This window comes from Mycobacterium aquaticum (genome assembly GCF_002086485.1).
In the GTDB taxonomy this organism is placed as follows: Bacteria; Actinomycetota; Actinomycetes; order Mycobacteriales; family Mycobacteriaceae; genus Mycobacterium; species Mycobacterium aquaticum.
In genome coordinates, this window is record NZ_MVHF01000002.1 from 228,311 (window position 1) to 255,266 (window position 26,956).

At 63.4% G+C, this 26,956-nt stretch carries 27 protein-coding genes and 1 pseudogene; 8 read left to right on the plus strand and 20 right to left on the minus strand.

Features of this window, described 5'->3' with window-relative positions; all coding sequences use genetic code 11:
• Positions 1 to 7: 7 nt before the first annotated feature.
• Genes moaA through BST13_RS02905 form a run of 3 tightly spaced genes read left to right on the plus strand, consistent with a single transcriptional unit; the run spans position 8 to position 3,171 of the window.
• Positions 8 to 1,078 (plus strand): GTP 3',8-cyclase MoaA, encoded by a 1,071-nt coding sequence (gene moaA, locus BST13_RS02895; RefSeq protein ID WP_083160424.1) that lies wholly within the window; start codon positions 8 to 10, stop codon positions 1,076 to 1,078.
• Positions 1,071 to 1,952 (plus strand): dihydropteroate synthase, encoded by an 882-nt coding sequence (gene folP / locus BST13_RS02900; protein ID WP_245839288.1) that lies wholly within the window; start codon positions 1,071 to 1,073, stop codon positions 1,950 to 1,952. Before moaA ends, folP begins: the two co-directional genes overlap by 8 nt.
• Positions 1,945 to 3,171, plus strand: a complete 1,227-nt coding sequence (locus tag BST13_RS02905; RefSeq protein ID WP_083160426.1) for an aminodeoxychorismate synthase component I — start codon at positions 1,945 to 1,947, stop codon at positions 3,169 to 3,171. Before folP ends, BST13_RS02905 begins: the two co-directional genes overlap by 8 nt.
• Before the next feature lie 132 nt (positions 3,172 to 3,303).
• Here BST13_RS02905 and BST13_RS02910 read toward each other — a convergent pair whose 3' ends face one another.
• The 15 genes and pseudogenes from BST13_RS02910 to BST13_RS02980 form a co-directional block, all read right to left on the minus strand.
• Positions 3,304 to 4,659, minus strand: coding sequence for an MFS transporter (locus BST13_RS02910; RefSeq protein WP_083160428.1), 1,356 nt, complete (start codon positions 4,657 to 4,659; stop codon positions 3,304 to 3,306).
• Positions 4,660 to 5,118: 459 nt separating this feature from the next.
• Positions 5,119 to 5,328 (minus strand): annotated as a pseudogene (locus tag BST13_RS02915) (hypothetical protein); the annotation flags it as partial.
• Between the two features lie 509 nt (positions 5,329 to 5,837).
• A complete protein-coding gene (locus BST13_RS02920; RefSeq protein ID WP_083160431.1) occupies positions 5,838 to 6,758 on the minus strand; it encodes a cyclase family protein in 921 nt (306 codons plus the stop codon).
• A gap of 12 nt (positions 6,759 to 6,770) precedes the next feature.
• A complete protein-coding gene (locus BST13_RS02925; protein ID WP_083160433.1) occupies positions 6,771 to 8,177 on the minus strand; it encodes an amidase in 1,407 nt (468 codons plus the stop codon).
• 4 nt (positions 8,178 to 8,181) lie between these two features.
• Positions 8,182 to 8,469: a DUF4286 family protein gene (locus tag BST13_RS02930; RefSeq protein WP_083160435.1), complete on the minus strand. Its 288-nt coding sequence runs from the start codon at positions 8,467 to 8,469 to the stop codon at positions 8,182 to 8,184.
• Entirely contained in the window at positions 8,459 to 9,340 is an 882-nt protein-coding gene (locus BST13_RS02935) for a nitrilase-related carbon-nitrogen hydrolase (protein WP_083160437.1), read from the minus strand. Before BST13_RS02935 ends, BST13_RS02930 begins: the two co-directional genes overlap by 11 nt.
• Positions 9,337 to 10,098, minus strand: a complete 762-nt coding sequence (locus BST13_RS02940; RefSeq protein ID WP_142282713.1) for an SDR family NAD(P)-dependent oxidoreductase — start codon at positions 10,096 to 10,098, stop codon at positions 9,337 to 9,339. The genes BST13_RS02935 and BST13_RS02940 overlap by 4 nt, the downstream gene beginning before the upstream one ends.
• Before the next feature lie 52 nt (positions 10,099 to 10,150).
• Positions 10,151 to 11,260, minus strand: a complete 1,110-nt coding sequence (locus BST13_RS02945; RefSeq protein WP_083160441.1) for a branched-chain amino acid ABC transporter permease — start codon at positions 11,258 to 11,260, stop codon at positions 10,151 to 10,153.
• Entirely contained in the window at positions 11,257 to 12,141 is an 885-nt protein-coding gene (locus BST13_RS02950) for a branched-chain amino acid ABC transporter permease (protein WP_083160443.1), read from the minus strand. The genes BST13_RS02945 and BST13_RS02950 overlap by 4 nt, the downstream gene beginning before the upstream one ends.
• Entirely contained in the window at positions 12,138 to 12,836 is a 699-nt protein-coding gene (locus tag BST13_RS02955) for an ABC transporter ATP-binding protein (RefSeq protein WP_083160445.1), read from the minus strand. The genes BST13_RS02950 and BST13_RS02955 overlap by 4 nt, the downstream gene beginning before the upstream one ends.
• Positions 12,837 to 13,511 carry an ABC transporter ATP-binding protein gene (locus BST13_RS02960; protein ID WP_245839289.1) on the minus strand — a complete coding sequence of 225 codons (675 nt, stop codon included), beginning with the start codon at positions 13,509 to 13,511 and terminating at the stop codon, positions 12,837 to 12,839.
• Between the two features lie 83 nt (positions 13,512 to 13,594).
• A complete protein-coding gene (locus tag BST13_RS02965; RefSeq protein ID WP_083160449.1) occupies positions 13,595 to 14,806 on the minus strand; it encodes an ABC transporter substrate-binding protein in 1,212 nt (403 codons plus the stop codon).
• Positions 14,803 to 15,309: a DUF3830 family protein gene (locus BST13_RS02970; RefSeq protein ID WP_083160451.1), complete on the minus strand. Its 507-nt coding sequence runs from the start codon at positions 15,307 to 15,309 to the stop codon at positions 14,803 to 14,805. Before BST13_RS02970 ends, BST13_RS02965 begins: the two co-directional genes overlap by 4 nt.
• A complete protein-coding gene (locus BST13_RS02975; RefSeq protein WP_083160453.1) occupies positions 15,306 to 15,632 on the minus strand; it encodes an EthD domain-containing protein in 327 nt (108 codons plus the stop codon). Before BST13_RS02975 ends, BST13_RS02970 begins: the two co-directional genes overlap by 4 nt.
• Positions 15,632 to 16,318, minus strand: a complete 687-nt coding sequence (locus BST13_RS02980; RefSeq protein WP_083160455.1) for a DUF4286 family protein — start codon at positions 16,316 to 16,318, stop codon at positions 15,632 to 15,634. The genes BST13_RS02975 and BST13_RS02980 overlap by 1 nt, the downstream gene beginning before the upstream one ends.
• A 154-nt stretch (positions 16,319 to 16,472) precedes the next feature.
• On the opposite strand from BST13_RS02980, the gene BST13_RS02985 reads away from it, so the two are divergent.
• From BST13_RS02985 to BST13_RS02995, 3 genes are all read left to right on the plus strand, one after another.
• On the plus strand, positions 16,473 to 17,267 hold the full coding sequence (locus tag BST13_RS02985) for an IclR family transcriptional regulator (protein WP_083160457.1): 795 nt from the start codon (positions 16,473 to 16,475) through the stop codon (positions 17,265 to 17,267).
• Positions 17,264 to 18,460 carry a serine hydrolase domain-containing protein gene (locus tag BST13_RS02990; protein WP_095533383.1) on the plus strand — a complete coding sequence of 399 codons (1,197 nt, stop codon included), beginning with the start codon at positions 17,264 to 17,266 and terminating at the stop codon, positions 18,458 to 18,460. The genes BST13_RS02985 and BST13_RS02990 overlap by 4 nt, the downstream gene beginning before the upstream one ends.
• Before the next feature lie 405 nt (positions 18,461 to 18,865).
• Positions 18,866 to 19,894: an SGNH/GDSL hydrolase family protein gene (locus BST13_RS02995; protein WP_158087102.1), complete on the plus strand. Its 1,029-nt coding sequence runs from the start codon at positions 18,866 to 18,868 to the stop codon at positions 19,892 to 19,894.
• Between the two features lie 443 nt (positions 19,895 to 20,337).
• On the opposite strand, the gene BST13_RS03000 is transcribed toward BST13_RS02995, so the two are convergent.
• The gene (locus tag BST13_RS03000; protein ID WP_083160461.1) at positions 20,338 to 21,111 is read right to left on the minus strand and encodes an AraC family transcriptional regulator; all 774 of its coding nucleotides are present in this window, start codon (positions 21,109 to 21,111) and stop codon (positions 20,338 to 20,340) included.
• An 83-nt stretch (positions 21,112 to 21,194) separates the two neighbouring features.
• Here BST13_RS03000 and BST13_RS03005 point away from each other — a divergent pair, with 83 nt between their 5' ends.
• Together BST13_RS03005 and arr are read left to right on the plus strand one after the other, a co-directional pair.
• Positions 21,195 to 21,944, plus strand: a complete 750-nt coding sequence (locus tag BST13_RS03005; RefSeq protein WP_245839292.1) for a sulfite exporter TauE/SafE family protein — start codon at positions 21,195 to 21,197, stop codon at positions 21,942 to 21,944.
• Positions 21,945 to 22,049: 105 nt separating this feature from the next.
• Positions 22,050 to 22,511 carry an NAD(+)--rifampin ADP-ribosyltransferase gene (gene arr, locus BST13_RS03010; RefSeq protein ID WP_425436968.1) on the plus strand — a complete coding sequence of 154 codons (462 nt, stop codon included), beginning with the start codon at positions 22,050 to 22,052 and terminating at the stop codon, positions 22,509 to 22,511.
• Positions 22,512 to 22,798: 287 nt separating this feature from the next.
• Here arr and BST13_RS03015 read toward each other — a convergent pair whose 3' ends face one another.
• Genes BST13_RS03015 through BST13_RS03030 form a run of 4 tightly spaced genes read right to left on the minus strand, consistent with a single transcriptional unit; the run spans position 22,799 to position 26,954 of the window.
• A complete protein-coding gene (locus tag BST13_RS03015) occupies positions 22,799 to 24,103 on the minus strand; it encodes a M20/M25/M40 family metallo-hydrolase (RefSeq protein ID WP_083160467.1) in 1,305 nt (434 codons plus the stop codon).
• Positions 24,100 to 24,564: a RidA family protein gene (locus BST13_RS03020; protein ID WP_083160469.1), complete on the minus strand. Its 465-nt coding sequence runs from the start codon at positions 24,562 to 24,564 to the stop codon at positions 24,100 to 24,102. Before BST13_RS03020 ends, BST13_RS03015 begins: the two co-directional genes overlap by 4 nt.
• A 33-nt stretch (positions 24,565 to 24,597) precedes the next feature.
• Positions 24,598 to 25,341: a cyclase family protein gene (locus BST13_RS03025; RefSeq protein WP_211295993.1), complete on the minus strand. Its 744-nt coding sequence runs from the start codon at positions 25,339 to 25,341 to the stop codon at positions 24,598 to 24,600.
• 53 nt (positions 25,342 to 25,394) lie between these two features.
• Complete coding sequence (locus tag BST13_RS03030) at positions 25,395 to 26,954, minus strand: purine-cytosine permease family protein (RefSeq protein WP_083160471.1); 1,560 nt, start codon at positions 26,952 to 26,954, stop codon at positions 25,395 to 25,397.
• Positions 26,955 to 26,956 lie beyond the last annotated feature (2 nt).

A 26,956-nucleotide genomic window follows, 5' to 3' on the forward strand; every position in this document is an offset into this window, starting at 1 on the left:
TCTCATCATGACAGCAGCAACATCAGTGGCACTCGGGCTGCCGCGCGTACGCAGCGCGCGCCCCGCGACGCTGCGGGACCGGCCACCGGTTCCCGGCCTCATCGACAGTTTCGGGCGCACCGCGCGCGATTTGCGCGTCTCCATCACCGAGAAATGCTCGCTACGCTGCTCGTATTGCATGCCTGTGGAGGGCCTACCACCCATTGCGCCCGACAGATTGCTCACCGCGTCCGAGATCATTCGGTTGGTGCGCATCGCAGTGCAGTACCTCGAGGTCCGTGAAGTGCGATTCACCGGCGGCGAGCCGCTGCTGCGCCGCGACCTTGAGCAGATCATCGCCGGCTGTGCCGAGGCAGTCCCAGAAACGCCACTGTCCATGACCACGAACGCGGTTGGACTGGAACACCGCGCAGCGGCACTGGCCAAGGCAGGACTCGGACGCGTCAACGTGTCCCTCGACACCATCGACGCAGAACAATTCGCCGCACTCACTCGCCGCAATCGGTTGCCCTCCGTACTGACGGGCGTCAAAGCAGCACGGCGCGCAGGTCTGACACCCATCAAGGTCAATGCCGTCCTCATGCCCGAGACCCTCAGCGGTGCAGCGGATTTACTGCGGTGGTGTGTGGCGGAAGCCTGCCACCTGCGGTTCATCGAAGCGATGCCACTCGACGCAGATCAACAGTGGACACGCGAACGCGTGGTCGACGCCGCACAACTACTCGCGGCACTCAGGCAACATTTCGAGTTGACCAGCATCGGCCGCGAGAACCCGTCTGCACCCGCAGAGGAATGGCAAGTCAACGGCGGGTCAGCGACGGTCGGCATCATCGCATCGGTTACCCGCAGCTTCTGTCGAGACTGCGACCGAACCCGTATCTCCGCCGAAGGTGCGGTGCGGTCCTGCCTGTTCAACGACAGCGAACACGACCTTCGCACCGCACTGCGAAACGGCGCCACCGATGAAGAACTCGCGCAACTGTGGCGCGCGGCTATGTGGTCCAAACCCGCCGGCCACCAGATAGACACGGCAGGATCTGCACTACCACGGCACAGCATGGGAGCGATCGGTGGCTGAGAAGGCTGAGAAGACAGTCACGGTCCCGACACCGCAAATCATGGGGGTCGTCAACACCACGCCTGACTCGTTCAGCGACGGCGGATGTCACCTCGATCCGAAACGCGCCATCGAACACATGGGCTGGCTCATCGATGCCGGAGCAGACCTCATCGACGTCGGGGGAGAATCCACACGGCCCGGTGCGCGGCCTGTCAACGAGAACGTCGAACTTGCGCGCGTCATCCCCGTCGTCGCCGCAGCCGTGCAACGGTACTCACTGCCGATATCCGTCGACACCACCAAGGCAAACGTCGCACGACGCGCACTTGAGGCCGGAGCAGCGATCATCAACGATGTCTCGGGAGGCTTCGCTGACCCCGAGATGCTCTCGGTCATAGCCGGTTTCGACGCCACTTATATCCTCGGTCACTGGCCGCGCCACTTACCGTGGGAACGGCAAGGTCATCGATCCACGGGGGAAGTGAACACCGTGATCGCCGACCTGCGGTGCAGCGTCGAGCGGGCAGTCAACTCCGGCGTCAGCCCAGCACGTATCCTCGTCGACCCAGGAATCGGATTCGACAAAGATGCCGAATTCAACTGGAACATTCTCACCCACACCCATCACATCACCGCCGCCCTGGAACTGCCGCTGGTCATCGGTGCAAGCCGGAAGCGGTTCCTCGGCGCACTCGGCGGCGTCGGCACGTCCTCGATGAACCCCGCTGACAGAGAGTCGGCGACCACAGCGCTCCACGCCCTACTCGCCCACATCGGTCGTGTCGACGTCCTACGGACTCACAACGTCGCGGCAGCCCGCGACGCAATTCTGGTCGCGCAGAAATGGTCGCATCGGCTCACTGCTGAGCCGAAGCTCGTTCGTCATGGCTAGAACACTTCTTGGCCGGGGAAACGCGCCAGAAGCGGTTCTGCGCGCACTCCACGACCGCGCACGGCGACTAGCACTACCACCGCCAGCCGCTCTGAGCGGCCGCTGGTTCGGGGTACGTGCCGTGCTCGCGCCATCGCTCGCAGTCGAGATGGTGCCAACCGACCAATTCATGACGGCGAATAGGCCGGCGCCAAACACCTACAGCGAGGGTCTGGCGATCGGCGGCGGCTGGATCGGAAGCGTCCAGTATCCCGCCCACGCGGACGCCCCGCTGTTGACGCAGGCCGGCTGGACAGATGAGGTACTGATCTTCGATGGATCACATTGGTGGCACGAAACACTCAGCGCACAGAGCCGTGCCGACGACTATCGTTATCTCTTCATCAACTCCGCGTCCCGAATCCCTTCGGGACAGGCGCGACCGTGGCGGATCCAATGGGCTACGCCCGACCGCCGTAGACATCGCGAGAACGTCCTCGCCTGCCTCAACGCCATCCGTTGCGGCGAGATCTATCAAGCATGCATCGGCACCAACTACACGGGCCAACTTCGGGGGCGCGCGGTCGACGTCTACTGCGACGCCGTCACCACCACTGGCCCAGCTCGCGCCGCGTACTTCGAAGGTCCCGCCGGCACCGTGGTCTCGCTGTCCCCTGAACTCTTCCTGCGTCGGCGAGGGTGTCTCGTTACCTCCAGCCCGATCAAAGGCACCGCACCGAAAACGGCATCGCCTGAGAAACTTGCCCGATCCGAAAAGGACATCGCCGAAAATGTCATGATCACCGACCTCGTCCGAAACGACCTTGGCAAACTGGCCGAAACCGGGTCGGTGCGGGTGACAAATCTACTCGAGATCGTTGCCGCCCCGGCAGTCTGGCACCTGGTCTCGACGATTGAAGCGCATCTGGATCCCGACATGCCCAACAGTGCGCTGATTGCTGCCACCTTTCCACCGGCCTCGGTCACCGGCACACCCAAACGCAGAGCGCAGCAACTCATCGCGTCCTGGGAACAACAACCACGCGGCCACTACTGCGGGGCGATCGGGATGGCCTCGCCCATCGCGGGAATGGAACTCAACGTCGCGATCCGCACCATCGAATTTGCCTCGGACGGCGGGTGTCGGCTCGGTGTCGGCGGCGGAATCACCATCGACTCCGATCCCGACGCTGAATGGGACGAGTGCGTCATCAAGGGCAGTTCCATCGTCAACCTCTGAGGCCTTCCTTCACCACCACAAGCGAATACTGCAATTGGCGGAGGCTGACGAACTTTCGTTTCGACGTCGAAGTCAGGCACCGGGCAAGCTATCTCACGTGGAACGTCTTCCGCGAGAAACGACGATTGTGAGTCAGGACAGATTCCGGCCCTCGGTTTCCGGCACCGCCAGGGCCACAAGCAGTGTCACGATAAGTGCCGCGTGGATGATTATCAGTGTGGCGGAAAGGCTGACGGAGGTTGCGATGAGGACGCCGACGACGCTTGGGGCGATCGCGGTGCCCACACGCTGACTGAAAATGCCCAGACTGACCCCCTGGCCGCGAACACGAGTGGGATAAAGCTCGGGAACCCAGGCATTCCAGACGCCGAAGGCTCCCAGGCTGAAGAACGCAAGTCCGCAGCTTGCGATGTACAGGCAAGTGGAGGTCTCGGTGGTGGTGAAGATGGCGGCATTGACCACCGCGAGGGCCAGGTAGCTGATGAATACCCTCTTGCGGCCGAAGTGCCCGGTCATCCACGCTGCGCTCAAGTAGCCAACCGTTCCGAACAGCGTGTTCATGAAGACGAACCAAAGGCTGCCGCTCCACGTCATTCCCCGATTGACGAGCAACGTCGGCAGCCACGACTGCAGACCCCAGTACGCCCAACACAATAGGAGACTTATTGCCATCTGTGCGACGCTGCGCCGAAGGAGCCTGCCGGTGAAAAGCTCTTTGGCAGAGACCTTCAAATCCTGAACCGGTGTGTCCTGGCGGGCCGGACAGACGACTTCGGGCATCCTGAGTTGGCGAAGAGCCGCCCGCGCATCATCGTCACGCCCCACCTGAACAAGCCAGCACGGCGACTCCGGTAGCGACGCGCGGATCACGAACGCCCAGACGGAACTGCCCAAACCGCCGATAGCGATCACCCACCGCCAGCCATCCGCACCGATAGCACCAGCCACGGCGAGCGCGATCACCGTTCCGAGCATCCAACCCGACGCCAGGAGGGTTGCCCCGGTGCCACGGTGACGGGTTGGCAGAAGTTCTTCGAAGTAGACAAAAACGACCACGAACAGTCCGACGAGGGCGAAACCACCCGCGACCCGTGCCGCGACGAGCAGCTCAAAGGTCGGCGCCAGGCTGCTGGCCAGGGTGATGAGCCCATAGATGCCCAGGCTCCACATACAACTCGCGCGGCGTCCCAGCCGATCTACGATGGGTCCCCACAACAACGCACCAGGAATCATTCCGAAAAACAGTGACGAAATAACCAAACCCAACTGCGCGGCTGTGATCTGGAGTCCTGCTTCGACCCCGGAAGCGATATACGCCAATTGCAGCATCTCCCAGGCCTCAACGGCGAACGCGACCCAAAGGACGAAACCGACCTTGAAATGCTGTGGTGTCAATTTCGCGCGCGCGAAGGAGGCGTCCACAGAGAGGACCCCTGAGCCGGCGACAGCCTTCTTTCCAGAAAGATCATCAGCTTTCTCTGTGGTCATGAGTATCTTCCGATGGTTGAGTGACAATTGCTGCTGTGCAGCCAAATTGGTCCAACTGGGCTATCGGTAACGACGAAACCGCCCAGTTCTTAGAGTGGTACTTTACGAGCCGAGTTCATATTTGGCCAAAGACGAAAATTCACCGCACCTGATAAGTTGATACTTATGGTTCACGAAGACGTTCCGCGTTCGGCGCTTACGGATTCATCGCTCGACTTGGACGTGCGACCGACAAAATCTTTCGCACTATTCTGGGGGTCTAGCCCGCGTAAGGATCCGTTTGGTCGGGGCATTCCAAACGTCTTGAAGTTGGCACCCGCAGTCAGGGCTGAGGCCACGCCGAGGAACCGTTGCTGGTGGCATTGGCGGGATGCGAATCCCCCGCAACGACATCAACACTCGCGACCGAGGTCGCCGATCAGCCATCCTGACCTAGCAGGACCAAGGCTAGGTGACCTGCTAGCCTAGATTTGCCGTGAAAGTTGTTTGAGGCTTAGTGTTGGCCTGAATTATGTTGCCAAGCAATGCTTTTCCCGTGGTGGCATCGATGCGCAGGTGTCGTTGGCGGGCTGTGCGGGTGAGTCGGGCCGCCACGTTCAGCACCCGGTAGCGGAAGGTGCTGATCTCGGCGTGGGCCAGTGCCCGGTGGCCACCGAAGCCGATCATGCGGAGCATGCCCATCCCGGCATGCGACACGACACCACCACCATCAGCGGACGCTTTCACCCGCGGTACCGGCACGATATTCTTCACTTGCGAAGTGCCTTCCCGTCAGGATTGTTGAACCGTAGAGAAGTCCAATTATCCCTTGCGGGACAGGTGCTTTCGCTTATCTTCACCCCGTGGCGCACGGTACTTCACGAAAAATTGAGGCTAGTGCTTCAGAGATAGCCGTCCCGTTTTCGGATCCGCCATTTCGATGGCGAATGGTGCCCGCCAAATCCGTGGCAACGTTCGGAAAGATGCAGGTGGGGGAGGTGTCGTCCGCCATCGATAGTGGCAGCCTACAGTGGATCTTCGTCGTTGGGTGACCGGGCCCGACAGGACGAAGCCGCCGACGGTCACGCTGGCCCAGGCAATGTCGGTGACGGCCTCGTGCGCCGGACCGATCACCTTGTCAACACTTATGGCTGACCCTGTGGCGGCGTATGCCGGGATGCGTGGCGGGCATCCGGGGGTTAGACGATCGCGACCGGTCTGACCATTGATCCTGTCGCGCCGCGGATGCGCAGCGGTAGGCAGATGAACAGGAACCTGGCGTCGATGGCGTCGGCGAGTTGTTCGAGGTAGAGCAACTCGATGATGTGAATGCCGTGGCCGCCGAGCAGCATTCGGTGCACGGGGAATGCGCCGTGGTCTGCGTGCGGCGACGGTATTACTTCGAAGTCTTCGGTGTCGCTGCCGATGGCCGCCACCCCGTGATCGATGAGGTAGCGCGCTGCCGCGACCCCGATACCGGCGCCGTAGTGGCCGACCCGCGCGGTATCGGGGCCGTCCCACACCGTCATGTACCCGGTTCGGATGAGCACGGTGTCGCCGCGCTGGATGTCGGTGTCCTTGCGCGTCATCGCCGCTTCCAGTTCGTCCACGGTGATCTCGTGGCCTGCCGGAAGGGCGGCGACGTTGTGGACGGCGGCGATGTCGAGCAGGACACCTCGGGTGAGCAGCAGCGGCAGCGAGGAGGCTTCACCGAATTGTGCGCCGAAATCACCGATGTGCAACTCTTCCTTGCCACCGCCGAACCAGCGTTCGTTTTCGGTGATGTGGCACAGCGCGTCGATGTGGGTGCCCGTGTGCTGCGACGCGGTGATCAACTCGGTGGTGACCCCGGTGCGGATCGCGCCACCGGTCATCGCGCTCGGGACGTCGCCGTCGATATCGGCGCGTCGCGGCGTGCGCCACGTGGTCAGCAGGAACGGCGGGTGCACAGGCAGTACCGGCATGCCGGGCCATCGGCCGGCGTCGAGATCGTAGACGGTGCCGCGCCGGGGTAGTGCCAGCGCCGCGAGCAGTTCCGTGGCGCTCTGCTGATGTGCTGGACCAAACTCGTTGGGGCTGTAGCGAACACCGGCAATGTTGCGTTGCCGCACGATGGTCATGATGGGTGCCTTTCAGTGGGATCGGGTTGCGGTGGCCATCGGGGGCACGAGGGACGCCCAATCCATCTCGTGTTCCAGTTGCGCCGCAAGGTCAAGGAGAATGTGCTCGGCGTACCTTCGCGTGACGAGCTGAACGCCTCGGGGGTGTTTGTCCGTACCGCCGGTGGGGACAGAGCACGCGGGCACACCAGCGATGTTGGCGAGCCGGCAGAATGGCGAGAAAGTGCGGTACGGGTTGGCGTCGGCGCCAGGGGCGGTGAAGGCGCCGTGCGGCCGCGGCGGTTGGGCCAGTACCGGCATCATCCAGATGTCGACGCCGGCCAGAAACGCCTGGATCACCTCGGCCGCCTCATCGAGCACCGTCAGATCGTCCAAAAGTTGTGCGGGCCTCCGTGTTTGGCTGGTTTCATACAGGGTCCAGGTCATTGTGTCGTGGTCGTCGGGTGAGGGCGTGCGACGAAGTCGGCGCCCAGTGCGCGTCACGTGCCAGCCCATGAAGTCCGACCACATGCCGAACCAGGCGCCGAAGAGCGTTTCGCCGTCGATCGAGGGCGCCGCCTCGATCACGGTATGCCCGAGCGACTCACATACCCTGGCCACCTTGTCGACGGCGGCCACGCTCGCCGCGTCGACAGCGACGTCGACGGGGGCGCCGTGCTGCACGGCGATCCGCAGCGGTCGTGGGTGTGGGTCTGCGCCCGGGCCGGAGACCGCCGGGCGCAGCCGGGTGCAGTCAAGGACCGCCGCACTGTCGCGGGTGGTACGCGCAATGACATGTTCGGACACGAAACGCCGGGTCAAGATGCCGTGCTTGGTTTCCATCGGCATAAGTCCCGGGGTAGGCCGCAGCCCGAACACGCCGCAACACGCCGCCGGAATCCGAAGCGACCCTCCGGCGTCGTTGCCGTGCGCCACCGCCACCGCGCGCGCGGCGACCGCTGCGCCGGAGCCGCCGCTGGAGCCGCCGGCGGTCACCGACGGATCCCACGGGTTACGGGTCGGGCCACACAGTCGGCCATCGGTGACTGGCGCGTGGCCGTACTCGGAGGTCGTCGAGCGGCCGACGATGACCAGCCCGGCCCGCCGATAGCGCCGCACGAGCTCACTGTCGCCGAGCGCATACACAGTGCGCTGCGCCGGGGACCCTTCGGTCTGCGGCGTGCCGGCCACTTCGGCGATCAAGTCCTTCACCAGAAACGGCACGCCGGTGAATGGTCCGTCGGGTAGTCCCGCGAGAACTTGTTGTCGCGCTTCGTCATAACACCGCGAGGACAATACGTTGAGTTGATCGTCGACCGCGTCGAGCCTCGAAATCGTCGCTTCCAACAGTTCGACCGCGGATACATCGCCCGAGCGGACCAGCGCGGCTTGCGCCGTCGCGTCGAGGCTCAGAACATCGTCAAATTGCGTCGTCGCCATCGGCTCAGCGACGCCGGTAGACTCGCGCGTGGGAGTTGAGCAGGTAGGGTGTCATCGGGCCCCACCCGTAGACGCGGCGCACCTGTGGAGTCTCGAGCGCGTCGGGCCGGTCCAACTGATAGATCGCCAGGTACTTCGGCTGCCCCGCGATGCTTTCGTAGCGCACAGCTGACAACCATCCCGGGCATCCAAGTATCTCCGGCAGGTGCACGTTGTCATACCATTCGTTGAACTCGGCTTCTCGGCCCGGTGCGATGTCTGAGGTGGTTACGCAGATCAATTCATCGGCCATGGGTGGTTCCTTTCGTCGTCGTGTGGTCGTACACCTCTGGGCGCCGGTCGGCGAAGAGGTCGTTTCTGTTGCCGCGCTGTTTGTTTCGGGAATCGGCCAGTCGGCATTGGGCGAACAGTGTTCCGGTGCCGTAGCCGGCTGGGGGAGTTGCCAGCATCCATCCGTCCGGGGAGAACACCCCGCTTGCGCCGATCCATTCGATGCCGCGTTCCTCGCCGGCTCGGTCACAGGCGGCCACGTAAATCCCGTTCTGATGGGCCATCGTCGCGTAGATCGCGAGTTGGATCGGGGTCGGGAACCCGCCGCTGGCAGGGGTCGCGGTGGTCGATCCCGGTACCCGTCGCGGGGCATTGGTGGGTACGGCCAGCAGTTCTGCGCCGGAAAGCGCTATTGCTCTGGTGAATTCCGGGAAGTAGACGTCGTAGCACACCGCGGTGGACACCGCCCCGAAACGGGTCGCGACGACGGGCGGCATCGCCGAACCAGGGTGAAACCAGTCGTTTTCCCGGTCCCACAGGTGGATCTTGCGGTAGATCCCGGCCACACCGTCCTCGGTGACGATAGCGACGGAGTTGTGCAGCGCTTCGTCGTCGGCCTGTTCAGCGAAGCCGCCGATGACGACTCCGGAGAAGTCGTGGGCGAGCTGCGCCCAGGTGCGCAGTGTCGGTCCATCGGTGTCTTCGGCGGCGCGGCGGGCCTCGTGGAGATCGTGGAACGCATAGCCGCTGTTCGCCAGTTCTGGAACGACGATGATGTTGGCGCCGCTGTGGAACGCGTCGGCGATCGCGGTGCACGTGCGCTCGCGGGTTGCGGCGGGATCGGCGACGTCAAGTGCCAATTGCGCGCATGCGACTGTACAGGGTGCCGTCATATCAGGCCGGCCTGGATCGCGGAGGTCGGGTAGCCGCCGTCTACGGGAAGCATTACACCGCAGACATATTCGGCGCCGGGGGACAGCAGGTAGTCAACTGCGGCCGCGATGTCGTCGGGGCGCCCGAGGCGGTGTGTCAGAGTGGCTGCGAGCGCTGAGTCGACGATCGCGCGGTTTTCGCGGACGGTGGTGTTCATCTCGGTTTCGGTGAATCCGGGTGCGACGCCATTGACGCGGATGCCGTCTGCGGCCAGTTCTACGGCCAGCGAGCCGACGAGGGCATCGATCGCGCCTTTGGACGCCGCGTAGGCCGACTCGTTGGCGAACGGGCGGCGACCCGAAACCGAGGACACCATGACGATGGCGGCAGACCCGTCGCGGGGCATGTGTGCGTGCGCGGTTCGGATAAGGGCGTAGGGGGCGTAAACGTTGGTGCGCCAGGTCCGTTCGAAGACTGCATCGGAGGTTTGGGTCAGCGGTGCCGGTGTGTACACGCCCGCGGCGAGGACGAGTCCGGTGATCGCGCCGAATGTCGAAACCGCGGCGTCGACGACCTTGCCCGGCCCGTCGGCATCGCACAAGTCGGCGGCGACCCAAGTGCATTGGGCACCGGCCTGCGTCACGCGGCGATGGGTGTCCTGCAGCCGGGTTTCGTCGCGTCCGACGATGACCAGGCCGGCATCGGGTCGCGCCAGTCGCGTCGCGACGGCACGGCCGATGCCGGAACTTGCGCCGGTGATGACAATGCACTGTGACATGACGTTTCCTTTGACGGAGTTGAACTGGGGCGGCACAACGAATGTGGGTGAGCTAGTCGGGGCCCGGCACACCCGTTGATGCCGGGGCGGCGGGCGCCGACGATGGTGGTGCCGCCGGTGCAGCGTCTGCCGGGCTACGCAACCATCGCGGTTGGGGTAGTTCCCGGCCGTTGGTGAGCCCGCTGGGTCTAAACAGCAGAACGAGCAGGGCTACGAGGGCGACACCGACCAGCGCGACGCCCTGGCGTGCGGGAACGTGGATGCCGCCGAGTGCGACTCCTTCCTCGAGCGTGCTGAGAAGCTGCGCCGCCGCCGACATGACGATGGCGCCGGCCACCGCTCCGGTCAGTGAGCCCATACCACCGACGACAAGCATCACCAAGGTGGTGAAGGTGAGATTGAGATAGAACGAGCCTGGCGTCAGCGCGCCGATGACTAGGGCGTAGAGCCCTCCGCCGACGCCCATCACGCATGCACTGAGCAGCAGCCCCCACAGGCGCGCTCGCGCCACCGAAATTCCGATACCGCGCGCCCCGAATTCGTCCTCGCGCGTGGCCCGCAGCGCTAGTCCGCGTGCACTGTCCTGGAACAGCGCGACCACAAAGACCACGACTACTGCGATGGCCAGCGGACGGCCGACGTTCAGATCGAACGGCAATCCGGTGACGCCCCGGTTACCGCGAGTGAGGCTCTGGTTCTGGCTGATGAACACATAGACGACGCTCAAGATGCACAACATGACGATCGATGCCGCAATTCCGTTGAGGCGTACGATGACTGGCGCGATCACGAGCGCAAACACGGTGGCGAGCATGCCCGCCACACCGAGCGCGATCACCGGACTGACCGACAAATCGCCGAGCCATCGCGGTAGATCGGGCAGCAACACGTGTTTGTAGACCGGGGGGATCGTCAAGTAGGCGGTGACATAGGCGCCGATCGCCGCGAAGGAAACGTGACCGAACGACACGACCCCGGAGAGTCCGATGAAACTGTAGAGCCCGACGACAAGGACGACGTCGACGATGGTGGTGAGGATCCGGGCCTGAATGTCGGGGCTGGACAGCGATCCGAGGGCTGCGATCGCGCTCAGCGCGAGGGACAGCATCGTCGGTGTCCAGGCCCACCGGCACATCCGGATGAGGTTCTGCGGCATGGTCATACACGCTCCACGTTGAATCGTGAGGGGATGAGGCCGCGCGGGCGGACCAGCAGTACCACTATCACGACGGCGAACACGAACGCGTCTCGGTACGGCGATACCGCTGTCGGCAGAACCACGTCAAGTGCGACCGTCACCGCGCCGATCAGGTAGGCGCCGAGGACAGCGCCACCGATGCTGCCCATGCCCCCGATCACGGTAGCGACGAAGCCGATGAGCGCGGGCTGTTGGCCCAGCTCGGGGAAGAGGCTTCCCGTCCTCGCGACGATCAGCAGCGCGAGCACGGCGGCCAGGATGCCACTGATCGCGAAGGCCACCGCGATAACCCGATTGGCCCGCACGCCCAGCAGCCTGGCCATCTGAAAGTTCTCGCTTGCGGCGCGAATCTGAATGCCGATGGGTGTGCGCGCGAGTACCGCGATGACGGCGGCCACCAGCACCGAGGACAGGGCGACGGTCGCGATGTCGATCAGCTGTACGGGCATGCCGGCGATGTCGACACTCTTGGTGAGCCCGCCAAAAACGTTGACCGACTTTGAGCGTGAACCGGCGACCAGGATGAGCAGGTTCTCTATTAGGGACGAGACCGCGAAGGAGGTCACCAGCAGCGTTGATGCCGCGGCGTCGCGAACGGGGCGAAACGCGATCCGTTCCATCCCGACTGCCAGTGCGACGCCGACGGCGATAGTCGTTGCCACGACAGCCGGCCATTGGGTGTTCGAGACTAATAGCGTGAAGTACCCGGCGACCATGATGATCTGTGCGTGCGCAAAGTTGATCAAGCGCATGACACCGAAGATCAACGCGATCCCCAGCGCCGAGAGTGCATATGTGCCGCCAAGCGACAACGCGTTGATGAGGTGGGCCAGGACGCTGTTCACGGCGCTGTCCCCAGATACGTTTCGAGCAACTCCTTTTCGCCGACCGATGTGTCCCGGGGGGTCACACGGCCGTTGCTCATCAGGTACGCGTCATCGGCGAACCCGAGCGCTTTCGCTGCGTTCTGTTCGACCAGCAGGATGGTCGTGCCCTGTTCGCGCAGCTCGGCGAGCGTCGCGAACACCTCGCTGACGACGATGGGCGCCAGCCCCAACGAAGGCTCGTCGAGGATGAGCAGCTTGGGCTTGGTCAGGAGCGCCCGGGCGATAACGAGTTGCTGTTGTTCGCCGCCGGACAGGGCGCCGGCGACATGATGGAAGTACGTGCCCAGCACCGGAAATCGTTCGACGATCCGGTCGAGGTCTGAGGCGCCCCGACTGCCGCGGCGCCCGACGAGTCCCATCTTGAGGTTCTCGACCACGGTCAGGCGTGCGAATGCCTGCCGTCCCTCCGGCACGATCGAAATGCCTTCTCGTACGATCCGTTCCGGCGCCAGCCCGGTAATTGTCTTGCCTGCGAACCGGATCGTTCCCGACGACGGGCGGTGCAATCCGACCAAGGCACGCAGCAGGGAGGATTTCCCTGCCCCGTTGGGGCCTACCAAGGCGCAGATGTGTCCTGGGCGCACCTCCAGGCTCGCGTCGCGGACCGCGTGGACGCGGTCATATCTCACATTCAGGTTCGCCACTTCCAGCATTTACGCCACCACACCCAGGTAAGCCTCGACAACCGCGGGGTTGGAACGTATTTCGGCTGCAGAACCTTCGGCCAGCACGCGCCCGTGATCGAGCACGTAGATCCGCTCGCACAGCGGCATGATCACTCGCATGTCGTGCTCAACGATGAGGATCGCGCAGCCGACGTCATCGCGGACGTCCGACATCGTGGACACCAGTGCGACGCTTTCGTCATCGTTGAGCCCTGCGGCCGGCTCATCGAGCAGCAGGTACCTCGGCCGCCCGGCCACCGCACGCACGAGGCCCAATAGGCGCTGATCGCCGGCGGGTAGGTCTGCGGCGAAGGTATCGGCGGACGGTGTCAGATCCGCGCGCGCAAGCAAGTGGGCTGCGAGCTCGCGCGCGGCCCTGCGCTTCATTCCCACACCGATCGCAGCGGCCTCGACGTTCTCGCGGACCGTCAGCCGCGGGAACAGCCGGCATCCCTGGAATGATCGGGTCAGCCCGAGTGAGGCGAAGCGGTGCGCAGGCGTGCCGGTGACATCGGAGCCGTCGAGACAGACCCGCCCCGAGGAGGGTTGTTGGAATCCGGATAGCGCATTGAGCAACGTGGTCTTGCCGGCACCGTTGGGTCCGATGAGGCCGACGATCTCGCCGGGCTCGACGACGACGTTCACGTCCTGCAATGCGTTCACACCGCCGAAGGAGACGCACACGCCCGACGATTTCAGGCAACAGCCGGCATTCATAGGATGCACTTCCTTTTCGAGGAGGAGAGCTACAGGGGTAGATGGGGAGGCGAGCTGAACGCGATCTCGGTGACGAATCGAGAACGGCCGCCGTCAATCTGCATCACCAGCAGCGGTCGGACCGGATCGACGTGCAGGGTGTCGGTGAAGGTGGTCGGCCCCACCAGCAGCGGCTCGTTCTTGAACGACTCGAACGCAGTGACCAGTCCAGGACCACTGCGGCATGTGCACCGTTCGGCGGCGATCTTGAACGCCTGGATGACCGAATATCCCGTGACGACATTCGTGTTGCTGGGATAGCCGCCAGTGATCTGTTTGAAGCGCTCAATGACAGCTGTGCGGGCGGAGTCGGGATCGTCGCCTGACAGCGACGAGTAGTTGGTGTAGTACACGTCGGATACGTTGGCGACGGCCGACTTCCAGTAGTCGCCGTCGAAAGAATTCGAGGCGAGGACGGGGACATTGATGCCGGCGGCCCTGAGCTGACGCAGCGCGGAAGCGCCTCCCGGCGGAAACGACATCAGCAGGATGAAGTCGATTGGTCCGCTGTCCCTGATCCGGCCGATCTGGGTGGAGATCGAGTTGTCTTGTCCCTCAAAAGTGGCCTGGCTGACGATTTGGTTGCCGTCGCCCGCGAAGCGGTCGATGAAGCCGTCGGTAACCTGTCGGTGGTACTCGAGGGTAGTGTCGCGCAGGATGAACGCGCGATGCCAGTTGCGGCCGGCCGCGAACTGGGCGAGGGCGGCGCCTTCGGACTGGGCGACAAGTCCCATCGTGAACGCGTAAGGACCGATCCCTTGTTTCCCGAATTCCGGGGCCCCTGCGCAATCGGACATGGCTACCAACTGAGCAGCCTGAGCGACGATCGCCACTGGCGCGCCGGTGTCGAAGTCGCATGGCGCGATGATGAAGCTGGCGCCCTTTTTGATCGCGTGGAGCGTGGCTTGCTGATCGTGGCTGACATCGGATTGGGTGTCGACTTTGATCAGTTGCAGTGGGTGACCGTCGACGCCGCCTCGGCTGTTGATGTCGTCGACCGCCATCTGCGCGGTGATCACAGGCGGCCCATCGAATGAGGACAGCGAACCGGTGAGCCCCTTGACCGCGGCGATCACGATGGGTTTGCCCGCGGGCCCCAGCCCTGGATCGGAATGTCCGAGAGCGCTTGTACTGCAGCCTGATAACGGCGCGGATATGAGGCAGACGGTGGCCGCGACGGAGAGCGCGGTGCGCCCGGTCATCGTGACTGCCCCGCGGTGTCGGGGTCGTCGCCGGCGGCCGATGCCGGTTCGGCGTGCACGATGCGAATGGTAGTGACGCCGTTGAATCGGGTTGATCGGCCCAGATTGGCGAGTTCGCCGAGGTTCTCGGACACCGATCCGAATACCGTGATGGTGTTTTCGCCGCTCGGCAACCTGCACTCGGCGGTCCCGTAGGTGATCGTCAGTTCGCCGTACTCGGGGTCCCATCCCAGATCGCCGATCCGGGGCAGGCGGATGTGGTTCTCGGGAACGCTCTGGTGTACGGCAACGTCTGCGGCGCTCATCATCATGTCTCCGCTCCATGCGGCGTGCACCACGGGCACCGTGAGCGGAAGCGCGGCCAGAAATGCGGCGACGGTCTTCGGTGTGTGCTCGTCGAAGAGGTACGCACGCGCCTGACCGCCGTCCCATTGCAGGATGACCGGGGTGCCGGCAGCGCCGCGCCAGTCTTCCCAGCGCCGTGTCCACCACCAGTCGGTCATGCTGACGTCTCCGAAATCGAGTGGGCCCGGTACAGCGTCGTGCGGAAGTCGACCGCGGCGGTGAACTGATCAAATCCTCTGCGGGAGGTGAACTCCGGTGTGCGCAGCGCGTCCGCGTCGGCCAATCCATAGATAGTCAAAAACCGGCGCTCGTGTTCGACCGCGTAATAGCGCAGGCCCCACTCAAACCCCGGGCATGCGCTGATCTGCGGCAAATGCTTCTCGTCGTACCAGCGATCGAAGTCGCTACGGTCTACCGCATCGTCGAAGGTTCCCTGGACGACTAACAACAGGTTGGGGCGCGACAGGAATGTCATGGCCATCAGATTTCTTTCTCGGCAAGTTGCGGTATCGCGTGATGGATCTCCACGGTGTGTGAGTAGAAGGCGATCTGGACGTTGCGAACGGCGTCTGTCCATAGTCCGTCCCACGGCTGCACGCCGCGGTCGAATCGGCGTTGTCGCGCGGCCGCGAAGTCCTCGGGGGTGTCCACCTCATAGACCGCCCAGAACCGTTGCCTGTGTGGCCCCAGATCGTTGGCATCGGGGGCGACTTCCAGGCGCCACGCGCGGTGAACGCCGGGGTTGGCGGTGATCTCGGGGACGTGCACGGAGTCATACCAGGTGTTGAACGCCTCGACGTCGGCGCCGGTGTCGAGGTCGGTTTTCACGATCACCCACACGGCGCCGCGGCCCACTGCGCCGAGAGTTGTTGACCGGCGCCGGTAGTAGGTTCGCTCCCAGTCCTGGGCCAGACGGGCGATGTCGTCCTGCCACGGTCCCCACGGGGGGCCGGACGCCAGTGCCGCGTTGAACGTCTGGATCGCATCAACTTCGTAAACGGCGAGGTACTCGTGCTCGGGCTCGCCTTCCTGCGCCGCAACGTGTATCAGCTGCAGCCGGTGCCCGGCGCGGAAGCCCGCCATGGCGACGTAATCGGGAACGTGGACGTCGGTGTACCACCGGTTGAACGCGTCCTCGACCGCCCGCCCATCCGGTGTGAGGTTCATCCGCACCACGGCCCAAATATCGGAGTCGTGTCCGCATTGTGGACTAACTGTTCGCATAACGAGAAGTCAACACCGCGCAACGGGATGCGTCAAGGTTTTCGCCACAATTCGGACGAGCCGTCCGCATTGAGAGAATCTGGGTTAGGGTGGGGCCATGGAAGAGTCCGTCAAGGTATTCAGCAAGATCTCGGCCCTACTCGACGTGCTCGCGTCCGTCGACGACGCCACCCCGGCCGAACTCGCGGAACGCCTGAGCGAGCCGCGCAGTTCGCTGTATCGCCTGTTGTCAACACTCGAACGCCACGACTTCGTGCAACCCGGGCTGCGCAAAGGCAGCTACCAACTCGGGATGCGCTTGTTTCACCTGGGTAGCGCCGTAAGTGCACGTTTCGACGACATCCGGTCAGCCGCCACGACAGCGATGGAAGAACTCCACGACCAGACCCGCCAGACCGTATTCCTGACCATCAGGCGGGGCTTCGATGCCACCTGCATTGAGCGGATCGACGGCGAAGTGGTCCAGGTGATGATCCTGCGCGTCGGGGGGAGCGTGCCGCTGCACGGCGGTGCAGGCGCGCGGGTCCTGCTCGCGTATCAGCCGACGCAGTTCTGGACAGAGTTCGTTTCACAGGGCGAGCTTCACCGATACACCGCCACCACGCCGGTGACCAAAGATGCGCTCTTCACCGAACTGAGAACCATTCTGCACCAGGGCTACTCGGTGTCCAACGAGGATGTCATCCCCGGAATCACCTCCGTCGGTGCTCCGATCTTCAACTATTCCGAGAAGATCTGCGCATCGATATCCGTCAGTGGCCCACGGCCTTCGGTCGGCGACGACGCCCTGGCACAGACAGTGTCGTTGACAGTGGCTGCAGCCGAAGAGATTTCCAGGCGGCTGGGCGCTCCCACGGAGATCGCCGCCGCGGGCACCGAGTCGGCCCGATGATGCCCACTGCGCCGATCCACGGTCACGTCGATCCCGGGTTTGAAAACGTGCGCGCTGCCTTCGCCGCGAACTTCGAACGTGGGACAGAAACCGGAGCGGCCTACGCGGTGACGATCAACGGGCGGCTGGCCGTCGACTTGTGGGGCGGGCTTGCTGATCCGGCGACCGGCCGGCGCTGGGGGCCCGACACAACCCAGGTGATCTTCTCCGGCACGAAGGCACTTGTCGCCGTGTGCCTGCTGATGCTCGTGGACCGTGGGCTCCTGGACCTGGAATCCCCGGTCGCTCACTATTGGCCCGAATTTGCCGCTAACGGCAAGGAGCGCATCAGCGTCAGCGATCTCGCGAGTCATCAGGCGCGACTGCCCGGATTGCGCGCCAACGTCACCCATGACGACCTCGTCGACGGCGCAAAGATGGCCAATCTGCTTGCCGCCCAACCCTGTGACCGCGATCCACGTGCACGCCACACCTATCATCCGCTGACCTACGGCTGGTTGTGCGGGGAGCTGATCAGACGCGTCGATGGGCGCACCGTGGGCCGGTTCTTCGCCGACGAGGTCGCCCGGCCGCTCGGCCTGCGGCTCTGGATCGGCCTTCCTGACGATCAGCTCGAATCGGTCGCCCGACTGTCCTACGCGTCAACGTGGGGCAGCAGACTGTCCACTGTCGGTGACGGCTCGCGAAAGACCGATCGGCTCCAGGATCGAGTATGGAACAACCCACCGCTGTTTCCCGCGGACGAGATTCCGGCTAACCGCACCTCATGGCATCGCGCCGAGATACCGGGCATCGGAGCGATCGGCACCGCTCGGTCGATCGCGCGGCTCTACGGATGTTTGGCGAACAGCGGACAACTCGATGGGATACGGCTTCTCACCGCCAAGACTCTTCACGAGGGTCTCCGGCTGCGCAGCCGCCGACAGGACCCGCTCATCAACGAGCTCATGGCGTTCGGCATCGGATTTCGGCTCGCGACCGAATCCCGTGAGTTCGGGCCTGCCCTAGGTGCATTCGGGCATCCGGGCGCTGGCGGCTCGACCTCGTGCGCCTGGCCCTCCCACCGTGCCGGCCTGTCCTATGCCACCAATACCCTGCGCGACGACCAGCCGAACGACGCTCGCGCTCACGCACTGATCGCCGCGACCCATCACGCGCTCGAACGACAGGAATGCTGCACGCACACCCTTTGACGAGCGCCTCATATCCGAACCGCATGTGGCCATCGTGTACAGCCGCGCTCCGGCCCACCCGGGCTGCGCCGTCACACCGCGGATAGCTCGGCCCTGACGCGGGCTGTTGTTGCGGCGGCTGCTGAGTGAGGTTGTTTGCGCGGCTCTACGTCCCGCAATTACCCACCAACGGCGGACCGACGAGAGTAGGGGACGCACCGCTCACCGTGTCGGACCGACCACTCGGCGCAGGCGCGCCCGGCTTCGGCGCATCACCTCGAGTGTGACCCCCATCTCATCTAGGTTCGATTTCCCAACGCCGAAATGGAGGTGCGGTCGCTTGACCGGGGTCGGTGCCGAGAGGGCCATCGCCGACATCCAGCACAACCAATCGCGGAAAACTCTCCAACCGTAAAGGAATTCAGAATGCCGATGTCAGTCCATGTCCGAGCAGCGGTTGCCGCGGCGGTCACGGTCAGCGCGCTCACGGCGTGCGGTTCCTCTGGCACCTCCTCGGACACCACTGCGGCGCCTGCGAAGCTCCGCGAAGCCGTGTTCTTCGGTGACAGCCTGACCGATGCTGGCACGTACGGAATACGCTTCACCACGAATCCCGGCATGACCTGGGCGCAACATGTCGCCGAACGCCTCGGCCAATCGACGGAACCGAATGAGCACACCGTCAGCTACAGCGATGTCTACCAGGGGAAGCCCGGCCTCAGCGGCCCCGGCGGGCTGAACTATGCCGAGGGTGGCGCCCGGGCCAACAGCGCCTACTCGACGGTTTCGCAAAATCCCGAGGGCACCCCGATATCCACCGCGGTCCAACTTCAGCACTTCCTGAACCAGCACGGCTCCTTCAACCCCGACCAGCTCGTCACTCTCTACATCGGCACGAATGACGTTGCGTACAACTACGATCCGACGAAGGACCCGGCGCTGGCCCAGGCTCTCCGCGACAACCACAGTCCGACGCCGGAAGTGATGGCCGCCGAGCGGGCGCGGGTGCAGAAGGCTGCCGAGGACGAGGCGAAGACTGCCGCGGCGATCCTCGACAAGGGCGCCCAGCACCTGCTCGTGTTCAAACTCGCCGACCTTAAGGTTCTCCCCTGGTTCGAGTCCGACGCGTCGCGCCGCTACGTCAGCGAGCTGACCGACGTCTACAACACGCACCTGGTGGATTCGCTGCCCAAGGGCCCGAAAGTTCAGATACTTGACACCGGGGCGTTCATCGACGACCTGTTGAAGAATGCCAACACATACGGGTTCACCCACGGGGCCAACGAGGACGCCTGCGCGCAGCCCGGCCAAGACTTCTGCGCTGCCGAAGCGTGGAAGTCTCCCGACGCCGACCGCACCTACGTATTCGCCGCGGCCGAACACCTCACCACGCACGCCAACGAACTGCTGGCCGACTACGTGATGAAGCAGGTCGGCATACCTGACGGGCGCTAGCCCGAGTCCCCGCCCGGACACGTTGAGGGCCTTGACCTGTCGGGCGCTGTAGCTTGGCCACCGGTGTCCGTGGCGACCGTCGACGACCGGTTTGCCTGCACCGTGCCGCTGGATGCCTATGCGACCTACGATTCGTACGAGGTAACTGCGGGGTAGGGCGGGCTGTAGGCGACATCAGGTCCGGACAGCCCGCCAAGCCCCTAAACATGCGGCCACGCGGCCACACACCATCGTGCGGTTTTGGGATTCGTCGTCTGGGCTGGACGAACTTGTCGCCATTCGGCGGTAATCGGCATACGGGCGAGTCATCGAGTCGACATTCGTCGATGAATTCTGCAGCCGACATTATTACTACTGTCGCCGCTTTGACGTCACCTAGAACGGCTGCTTAGACGATTGCGACGCCTCGAAGCGAGCAACGAGACCACCTGGGCTGTGCGTTGTCAGGCCGGGTGCAGCGTCCGCGTCATGCGCGATGGTGCGATTCCGAACTCGGCAGAGAAGGCGGCCGTAAACGCCGCCGGTGTCGCGTACCCGAGGCGGCCCGCTACCTCCGCGACAGTGGCGTCGCGTAGTAGTGGAACTGCGGCGAGCAGTCGCGCGCGGCGACGCCATGCGGCAGGGCTAACACCGGTCTCGGCGCGGAAGCGGCGACTGAATGCCCTCTCGCCGAGATTGACGCGGGCGGCCCACTGCGCGTTGTTAATTCGAACGTCCGGTTCGGTGAGGTAGTCGCGACATAATGCGCCCAGGTCTGCGGCGCTGGGCAGTGCGACATGAAGCGCCACTGGCGTCAGTGCGGCGATCTCGTGCAGCAGCAACGTTGTAACTGCGCCCTCGCGACCGGACGGATCGTAGTCGGCATCGAAATCCACTGCGACGAGCAGGAGTTCACGCAGCAGTGGGGTCACTTTCACCACGATGCAGCGGTCTGGCCACCAGGGCACGGCCTGGGGTTCTATGTAGAGGCTGCGAGTGCTCACCTGCCGGGTTCGCATCAGGTGCTGGACGCCCGGCGGAATCAGTACCGCGAGGTCTGTGGGAACTGTCCAGGTGCCGTCGCGCGTCTCGACCACCATCACTCCGGTCACGCTGTGCAGGAACTGCGCACGCCGGTGCGAATGCCAGTCCAGCACGAAGCCGTCGGGATAGTCGGTTCCCACGGGCAATACGGCTCTCGGTACCGCGTCGAAGTCATCTGCCGCAACATTGCGCACCTGCTCATGCTATGTCCGAAACGCGAAGATATTCGTCTGGCTTTCGCTTGTCGGCAGACATCCCGAGACAGTTCGATGAGAGCGTGACCTTTGAGATCCTGGTCGTCATCGGCGCGCTTTCGGGCGTCACGACGGTGTTGTTTGGGTTTGGCGGCGGGTTCGTGACTGTTCCGGTCATCGTGTGGGCCGATGCCGAACTCGGCTCTGAGGCGATGCGAACCGCAGTGGCCACATCGGCCGTCGTAGTCTTCGCTGCTTCAATGATTGCCACCGCTTCGACCCGCCGCGAGATCCTCGCGAGCCTGCGCGGGAAACGTGTTCTACTGGCACTGCTGGCCGTAGGCGGGGTGGTAGGCGGCCTGGCCGCACGAGTCGCACCGGCCGAACTAGGGCGGTGGGCATTCGTGGCGTACCTCGGTATAACCCTCATCGACGCCGTCGTTCGGCCAGGTTTCGTCCGCCCAGTCGGTGTGGCCGCCGAACGTCGGTCTATTCGAGCCGGATTCGGGCTCCCGGTTGGCGCGGTGGCAGCGTTTCTCGGAGTTGGTGGCAGCGTGCTCACCGTCCCGTTGCTGCGTCGAGCCGGCCACTCCATGGAATCGGCTACAGCTATTGCCAATCCGATGACGATCGCCATCACAGCACCCGCGTTTGTACCGCTGATCGCATCGGTGGACGTTACCTCTGCGGCCGCGCTGCTGCTGGGTGCTACACCGGTGGTGGTTGTGTTGCGGCGCTACGGGATGACGATCCCCGACATCGTCCACGCCCGTGCCTACGTTGGACTGATCGGCACAGTGTTCGTCGCGATGACACTGTCTGCGCTGTACTAAGGCTCCTGGAGTCGGGCCGTCCCGTGAGCCATACACGAACTCCGCCCCTCTACCTTCAGGATACGGCGTGATGGGGGGCTTGCGGCAAGGCCCGGGCGGTGTTGCATGCTTGCGCGTCTCAGCAGTTCGTTCAAAGGATTTTGTGTGTCCCAATCGCTCGATGAAGGTCCGTTCTTCCATGGCACAACCGCGGAACTGAATGTGGGTGAGCTCCTCACCGCGGGGCGTCGGTCGAACTACCGTCCCGAGATCGTGATGAACCACATCTACTTCACCGCGCTGGTTGATGGAGCCGGCCTGGCGGCGGAAATCGCCGCGGAAATCGCCGAGGGCCACCGCCTTCCGCGGGTGTACCAAGTTGAGCCAACCGGAGAGTTCGAGAACGACCCGAACGTGACCGACAAGAAGTTCCCCGGCAACCCCACTCGGTCATACCGCAGTACGGCCCCGCTGCGGATTGTCCGCGAGGTCACCGAGTGGACGCGACTCACACCCGAGCAACTGCAGATGTGGCGGGAACGACTGTCTGCACTCCGTTCCAGTGAACGTGGCGAGATCATCAACTGAACTGCCCGCGCTGGAGTCATCGTGTAGCCCGTGTAGTCCGAAGCTACGTTGCACGGCGGTGGCGTAACGAATCGCATGACGTAGAAAAGCGCCCGCCCGCCGGTGCGAGCCGGGACTTTTAACCGAACATCTTCTAGCTACGGCAACACACCGGCGACGTTTCTGCCGAGACCAGTTACAGAAAGAGGCCGTAATGCATACCTTTCCGAGATTAGGTGGTGGTCTTCGCTAGCGCGCTCCGCAGCTGACCTAAGGTGAGGTCCGAAGGGGCATGGGATTTGCACCGTTTAGTACGTTGCGAGCAATGTGTCGAACACGCGGACGCCGAACTCGAGGGCGCTCACGGGCACTCGCTCATCGACGCCGTGGAACAGTGCGGTGAAGTCGAGGTCGTCCGGCAGCTGCATCGGCGTGAAGCCATAGCATTGAATACCTAGCGGTGCCAACCATTTCGCGTCAGTGAAGGCTGTGCTCATGTAGGGGATCGCTACGGCGGTGGTATCCTCGCGACGTAGCGATGTTGCGATGGCGGCAATCAGCTCGGTTTCGAGGGTGGCTTCCAAAGCTGCCCCCTCGTAGATTCGTTCGAACCTTACTCGATCGCCGGCGAGCGCCTCCAGTTCTTTTCGGAAAATCTCTTGCTCTCCGGGTAGGAAGCGAGCATCGATGGTTCCGGTGGCTATCGCTGGCACGACATTGGTCTTATAGCCGGCCGCTAGTTGTGTGGCGTTGACCGTGTTGGTCAGGCTGGCGCTCATCATCCTGTGCAGTGGACCCATGCGCGCCAGTAGTTCGGTTTCGCAGGCCTCGGGGGTATCGAGGGTCTGACGCAACTTGTCGAACATCGCAGTCGTAGTGGGTTTGAGGATGTAGGACGAGTTTGCATTACGTCCTATTCGGGTGAGCGCAGCAGCGAGCAGCATGACGGGGTTGTTCGGGTTGATCATGCTTCCATGGCCGGCTCGTCCCTCGGCTACGACGCGCGCCCACAGCACTCCTTTCTCGCCGGTGGCCACGAAGTATGCGCGGTGATGTTTATCGAGAGTGTGGCTGAACCCTCCGACTTCGCCAATGGCTTCGCGGCAGTCGGCGAACAGCTGTGGGTTGGTGCGGGTGACGTGACCTGCGCCGAGTTCTCCGCCGGCTTCTTCGTCGGCGAAAAAGGCCAGGACGAGATCGCGGCGCGGCCGCTGCCCTCGACGTATCAGGCCGCGCACGGTGTCGAGAATGATTGCGACGGCGCCCTTCATGTCCACCGCCCCGCGACCCCATAAGTACCCGTCGTGCGACTCACCGCCGAACGGATCCCTCTGCCAGTCACTTTCGATCGCGGGAACCACATCGAGATGAGCGTGAAGTAGCAGTGCCGGTAGTCGCGAGTCATCTCCTTTCACCCGTGCTACGACGCTGCATCTGCCAGGGTCCGGTTCAAACCACTGCACGGGGACACCGAGATCGGCCAGATGATCGGCAACAAGCTGGGCGGCAGGTCTTTCGGCATGGCCCGGATTGGAGGTGTTTATCCGTATGAGTTGCTGCGCCAACTGCGCGACGTCGGACAATGCCCCCGTGTCAGCGGTTTGAGACGTCATGACAGCTGAACGGCCTCACCGCTGCCGACGACGGCGATCGCTTCTGCTTCGATGAGGAAGCCGTCATACATCAGCCCAGCAACTCGAACCGCGGTGCCAACCGGACCTGGCATCGGCAAGTATTCCAGTCGTATGCGAGTCATCTTCTCCCAGAATTCCTGCACGGCGTCCCCAGTTTCGTTGCAGACGTAGTAGGTGTTGAGTTTGACGACATCGCGCCAGGTGGCGCCGCCTTCTTCGAGCACGCGGGTAATCGCCTCAAACACGTTGCGGGTCTGGACTTCGATGTCGTCGGCCCCGACGACATTTCCGTGCTCGTCGGCAGACAGCTGCCCGCCGACAAAGACCAGGCTGCCAACTTTCCAGCCCTGCGAGAATGGTGTGGGAACGTGCCAATCCCAAGACCCGGCCGGCATCAGACGCTGCCGGGTCTGCCCGAAGACTTGCTCTACTCCAGTCATTGTTATTTTCTCCCTTACTGTTTGGCAGTTCGACTAGTCTTGGAAGACGGCGATGGCACGGATCGGTGAACCGGTGCCGTTCCTGATGTAGAGCGGCAGTCCAAAGTACAGGAATCGTTGGTTGACAACCTGTTCCAGGTTGGCCAGTCCTTCGGTGTTAACGATTCCGTATTCTCCGCAAACGACGTGCCCGGAAAACTCGGTGTCGTCGGCATGATCAATGGCTACATTGTCCACGCCGATATTCACAACGCCCTTCTCTGCGAGCCACAGCGCGGCCTCGCGATTCAAGCCCGTGTGCTTTTCCGTGTACGCCAGCTCGGGGTAGGTGGCGTCGCCGTATCCGGTGTAGAGGATCACGGTGTCGCCCTGGTTGATTCGTTGACCGCTTCGGTCGAGGGCGGTCTGCAGATCTCCGGCAGTGATGTAATCCGGATACTGCACACCGCGCAGGTCCAGGCAGATCGCCTCCCCGTAGTAGTACTCCAGGGGTGACTTGTCGAGAGTCGGGCCGTTGGGGTCATATTCGAACACCGCGTCGGTATGCGTACCGGCGTGTTCGCTGATGAGCAAGTTGTGCGCTTCAAAGCCGAGGTGAGTGTTATAGGTGGTCCGGAACTGCTCGTGAGTTTGATTGGTGTTGATGAATGTCTTCTGATGGCCGAACCACATCGGCATTCCTTCGAAGATTTCGCGGGTCAGATCGACCACCCGCACATTGCGTTGCATGATGGCGGCACCGAACTTCGGGTAGGTGCGCTTCTCGGTAGTTGTCATTTAACTTCTCCTACTTGGTGGGATACTGTGCGGAGGGCGGAGATTGATGTTGGCTAGGTCAAGTCAGGTTGCGCCGTCGCGACCCGTGGCGGGACTGATTCTGTTGTGCGGGTGGGAGCGGATTCGATCAGGGCCGCAATCCGCCGCGCGTCGTCCGCTTCGCTGACCGTCGGGGGGGCCACGATGCTGTTTGGAATCATGCGGACCAGCGTCGCGTAGAGCAGGCTGCCGATCACTGCGGCCGAGATGAAGCTCAGGTCGGCACCACCTGCAGCATTAGCCCATGGGCCTACGTAGAGGGTGGTATTGACAAAAAGCATGCCGATGGCTGTGGCCGGGATCCACGCGAGCATTGCCGCGATGTTCCAGCCGCGAGTGAACCAGTAGGCTCCGCCGGTGATCCGCGGCTGCATGTTGAATACCTGGAGGTCCTGGGCGTAGTACTTGCCGCCAGTGAGCAGGTAGCCGATGAGGTTGATGGCCAGCCATGGTGCGGTGACGACGAGCAGGATGATGAGGAAGGCTGTGGCCGCGGACACGAGGTTGTAGACAAACGACCCGATGTAGACCAGTGCGGTGCCGGCCCCTCCGATGAGCAGTGTGGCGGGAATTCGCTTCAGAGAGGGGAAGATCGAGGAGGTATCCAGGCCGGTACCGTACACACACAGCGCGCCCTGGGCGCAGGATCCGATCAGCGCGATGATGACGATCGCGGCGGTGAACGCCATGGGGGACACGTTGACCAGTCCGGCAACCCAGTCGGTCGCGTCGGCGGGGAAAGTCATTGCGGCGTAGATGGCGAAGCACAGTGCCACCGAGGTGCCCAGGAACATACCGATGAAGGCGGAACCAACGATGCGGCTGGAACTCCATTTCTTGGCCGAAATGTAGCGGGTGTAGTCACCGATGTAGGGCGAATACGAAATGGGTAGCGAGGCAGCGGCGGTCGCAGATAGCAACCACGTGGCCCCGTAGCTCCCCAGCAGCACATCGTGCGGCGCGGCCATTCTGAACTTGGGTGCGAGAATGATCACGCCGATAATGAGCAGGATGCCCATCGTGGGCACGAGAAGTCGGTTAGCGAGGACGACATTGGCGTGCCCATAGATGGCCACGACCAGTGTTAGAGCCGCCATGACGGCGTAGGCGACCACGAATTGGCCACCGCCGTTGGGTATTCCGATCAGCTTGTGCAACCCTTCGACCAGGGCCTGTCCGCCGGTCCACACCGTGAGTGCATAGAACCCGATCGCGGTGAAGATGCCGACGAGCGAGCCCACGATACGGCCGACCACGCCGAAGTGCGCGCCGCTGCTGACCGCACTATTGGTGCCGGTGCGGGTGCTTAACAGAGCCAGGGGCGCAAACAGTGCCGATCCGAGAGCCAGTCCGGCGAGCGTGGAGGTAATCGAACCCCACCAGCCGAGGCCCAAGGACACCGGGATGTATCCCAAAACAATTATGCCAAAGCATAATTGGGTACCAAAGAAGACGTTGAACAGCTCTCTGGGGCGTGAGTGCCGCTCGGTTTCGGGGATGTAGTCGACGCCACGTGTCTCGATCTGGCCGACTTGGTCCACGCCACCGCTTTGAAGGGGTGACTCAGTGCTCATTT

What these genes read in the sequence shown, in the direction of transcription:
- moaA (WP_083160424.1), top strand. Translation starts at nt 8, where the DNA reads ATGACAGCAGCAACATCAGTGGCACTCGGGCTGCCGCGCGTACGCAGC.
- BST13_RS02905 (WP_083160426.1), top strand. Translation starts at nt 1,945, where the DNA reads ATGGCTAGAACACTTCTTGGCCGGGGAAACGCGCCAGAAGCGGTTCTG.
- BST13_RS02910 (WP_083160428.1), bottom strand. Translation starts at nt 4,659, where the DNA reads ATGACCACAGAGAAAGCTGATGATCTTTCTGGAAAGAAGGCTGTCGCC.
- BST13_RS02920 (WP_083160431.1), bottom strand. Translation starts at nt 6,758, where the DNA reads ATGACCATCGTGCGGCAACGCAACATTGCCGGTGTTCGCTACAGCCCC.
- BST13_RS02925 (WP_083160433.1), bottom strand. Translation starts at nt 8,177, where the DNA reads ATGGCGACGACGCAATTTGACGATGTTCTGAGCCTCGACGCGACGGCG.
- BST13_RS02930 (WP_083160435.1), bottom strand. Translation starts at nt 8,469, where the DNA reads ATGGCCGATGAATTGATCTGCGTAACCACCTCAGACATCGCACCGGGC.
- BST13_RS02935 (WP_083160437.1), bottom strand. Translation starts at nt 9,340, where the DNA reads ATGACGGCACCCTGTACAGTCGCATGCGCGCAATTGGCACTTGACGTC.
- BST13_RS02940 (WP_142282713.1), bottom strand. Translation starts at nt 10,098, where the DNA reads ATGTCACAGTGCATTGTCATCACCGGCGCAAGTTCCGGCATCGGCCGT.
- BST13_RS02945 (WP_083160441.1), bottom strand. Translation starts at nt 11,260, where the DNA reads ATGACCATGCCGCAGAACCTCATCCGGATGTGCCGGTGGGCCTGGACA.
- BST13_RS02955 (WP_083160445.1), bottom strand. Translation starts at nt 12,836, where the DNA reads ATGCTGGAAGTGGCGAACCTGAATGTGAGATATGACCGCGTCCACGCG.
- BST13_RS02965 (WP_083160449.1), bottom strand. Translation starts at nt 14,806, where the DNA reads ATGACCGGGCGCACCGCGCTCTCCGTCGCGGCCACCGTCTGCCTCATA.
- BST13_RS02970 (WP_083160451.1), bottom strand. Translation starts at nt 15,309, where the DNA reads ATGACCGACTGGTGGTGGACACGGCGCTGGGAAGACTGGCGCGGCGCT.
- BST13_RS02975 (WP_083160453.1), bottom strand. Translation starts at nt 15,632, where the DNA reads ATGGCCATGACATTCCTGTCGCGCCCCAACCTGTTGTTAGTCGTCCAG.
- BST13_RS02980 (WP_083160455.1), bottom strand. Translation starts at nt 16,318, where the DNA reads ATGAACCTCACACCGGATGGGCGGGCGGTCGAGGACGCGTTCAACCGG.
- BST13_RS02985 (WP_083160457.1), top strand. Translation starts at nt 16,473, where the DNA reads ATGGAAGAGTCCGTCAAGGTATTCAGCAAGATCTCGGCCCTACTCGAC.
- BST13_RS02990 (WP_095533383.1), top strand. Translation starts at nt 17,264, where the DNA reads ATGATGCCCACTGCGCCGATCCACGGTCACGTCGATCCCGGGTTTGAA.
- BST13_RS02995 (WP_158087102.1), top strand. Translation starts at nt 18,866, where the DNA reads ATGCCGATGTCAGTCCATGTCCGAGCAGCGGTTGCCGCGGCGGTCACG.
- arr (WP_425436968.1), top strand. Translation starts at nt 22,050, where the DNA reads ATGCTTGCGCGTCTCAGCAGTTCGTTCAAAGGATTTTGTGTGTCCCAA.
- BST13_RS03015 (WP_083160467.1), bottom strand. Translation starts at nt 24,103, where the DNA reads ATGACGTCTCAAACCGCTGACACGGGGGCATTGTCCGACGTCGCGCAG.
- BST13_RS03020 (WP_083160469.1), bottom strand. Translation starts at nt 24,564, where the DNA reads ATGACTGGAGTAGAGCAAGTCTTCGGGCAGACCCGGCAGCGTCTGATG.
- BST13_RS03025 (WP_211295993.1), bottom strand. Translation starts at nt 25,341, where the DNA reads ATGACAACTACCGAGAAGCGCACCTACCCGAAGTTCGGTGCCGCCATC.
- BST13_RS03030 (WP_083160471.1), bottom strand. Translation starts at nt 26,954, where the DNA reads ATGAGCACTGAGTCACCCCTTCAAAGCGGTGGCGTGGACCAAGTCGGC.